Source organism: Belnapia rosea (assembly GCF_900101615.1).
GTDB classification, from domain to species: Bacteria; Pseudomonadota; Alphaproteobacteria; order Acetobacterales; family Acetobacteraceae; genus Belnapia; species Belnapia rosea.
The window spans coordinates 1-2,225 of the sequence record NZ_FMZX01000092.1; the positions used below are offsets into that span (position 1 = coordinate 1).

Annotated in this window: 1 pseudogene; it reads left to right on the plus strand. The window is 66.9% G+C overall.

Annotation, left to right across the window (positions count from 1 at the left end):
• Positions 1–628: 628 nt before the first annotated feature.
• A pseudogene (locus BLR02_RS28140) lies at positions 629–2,099 on the plus strand (IS3 family transposase).
• Positions 2,100–2,225: the final 126 nt, after the last annotated feature.

Genomic DNA, 2,225 nt, shown 5'->3' on the forward strand with positions numbered 1-2,225 from the left:
ATCAGCTCCGTCTTGCTTAGCCGCTCAAGCTCGTCCCGCTGCATGCCAGCATCGAATCAGCCAACCCACTCCAGCGCAAGGGGGTGGGTAATTACAGCCGGCCGAGCCTTACCATGTCGGGTTGATGTCTCGCGCTGGCCTATGCAGTTTTGTTGATTTGCCTCCATATCCTACACGTCGCGTTCTCAGACCCAACCGTGGCGACGGCTAGAACACATTGGCCGACATCGAGGTCTTCGTCTTCGCGGTTGAGGCGGAACTGTAGGCCGTGGACCGCGAGCGGATCAGTGTGCATCGCCGCGGCCGCAAGCCGGACCTGACCCTGCGGCGGCGCCTTGGTCGACAGGCGGAGCCGGGCAGTGGAGTGGGCCAAGCGATAACTCCCGCTTCTGGCTGAAGAACGTACCGCAATCGGTGCTAAGGCCTGTTAGAGCTTGAATGCTGTCGCCATATTTTGGGGCATGACGGATAGCCCTCTCTGCCAGGAAAGTTGTCCGGCGCCGTGAGATGATCTTTCATTTTCAGAGGGGCGGGACGGAGGGATGAGTTGGCCTACTCACCGGAGCGCCGCGCGGCGGTTCTGAAGAAGCTGGAGCCGCCGAACGCGATCCCCTTGCGGCAGTTGGCCATGGAGGAGGGGATCTCCGAGGCGACGCTGCACAGCTGGCGCCGTGAAGCCCGCAGCCAAGGGCGGCTCCTGCCCGATGCCGATGCTGGCCCGGAGGGTTGGACGTCGCGCGACAAGTTCGCCGCGGTGATCGAGACGGCGGCCATGAACGAGGTCGATCTCGCCGCCTACTGCCGCCAGCGGGGCCTCTACCCCGAGCAGATCGGGGTCTGGCGGGCCGCTTGCGAGCAGGCCAACGATTGGGAGCGCGCCAGCAGCCAGCGGCTGGGTCAGGCAACCAAGGAGGAGAGGAAGCGCGTCAAGGCCCTCGAGCAGATCTGGCACGCAAGGAGAAGGCGCTGGCCGAGGCGGCGGCGCTGCTGGTGCTGCGAAAAAACGCCGCGGCGATCTGGGGGGACGGCGAGGACGCATGATCAGCACCCCAGATCGCCAGAATGCCATGGCGCTGATCGACCAGGCTGTCACGGCCGGCGCGCGCCGCACCCAGGCCTGCGCAGAGTTCGGAATTGACGAGCGCACTTGTCGGCGCTGGCGGGCCCTGGGCAGCGTGCCAGGGGATCGCCGCCCAGCGGCGCCCCGGCCCGCGCCTCGCAACGCACTGTCGGGGGAGGAGCGCCGGGCGGTGCTGGACACCTGCAACAGCCCGGCCTTTGAGAGCCTGCCGCCCAGCCAGATCGTGCCCCGCCTCGCCGACGAAGGCCGCTACATCGCCTCGGAGGCCAGCTTCTACCGCATCCTGCGCGCCGAAGAGCAGCAGCACCATCGTGGCCGCGCCAAGCCGCCGGTGCGTCGCCCATCGCCCACCAGCCACCGCGCCCGCGGTCCCTGCCAGGTGTGGACATGGGACATCACCTGGATGCCCGGCCCGATCCGGGGCGGGTTCTTCTACCTGTACCTCATCCTCGATATCTTCAGCCGCAAGATCGTCGGCTGGGAGGTCCACGAGCGAGAAGCGGCCGAGCTGGCCAGCGAGGTCGTGCGCCGCGCAGTCTGGGCCGAGGGCTGCCTCACCCGCCCGCTCGTCCTGCACGCTGACAATGGCAGCCCGATGAAGGGTGCCACCATGAAAGCCACCCTCGAGCGGCTCGGCATCATCGCCTCCTACAGCCGGCCGCGGGTCGCGGATGACAATCCGTTCTCGGAAGCCCTGTTCCGCACCTGCAAGTACAGGCCGGACTGGCCGGCATCGGAGTTCGCCAGCAGGAAAGACGCGCAGCACTGGGTCGCCTGTTTCGTGACCTGGTACAACCAGGAGCACCGCCACAGCGCGATCCGGTTCGTCACGCCCAGCGCCCGGCATGCCGGCGAGGAACGCGCGCTCCTCGAGCGCCGGACCGACCTCTACGCCAAAGCCCGCGCTGCCAACCCTGCGCGGTGGTCACGTCAGATCCGAAACTGGACGCCGGCCGGCGATGTCTGCCTCAACCCCGAGCGCGACACCGGCGACCGTAAAATCAGAGACGCCGCCTGATCGGCACTGGACAACTTCTTTGACAATCACCGATAGGAACGGGTGCGAGGTTTTCACCGACGCGACGTGGGCGATCTGGGAGCCGCTGATCGAGGAGGTCCGCCCACACGGCAAAACGCCGCCCAA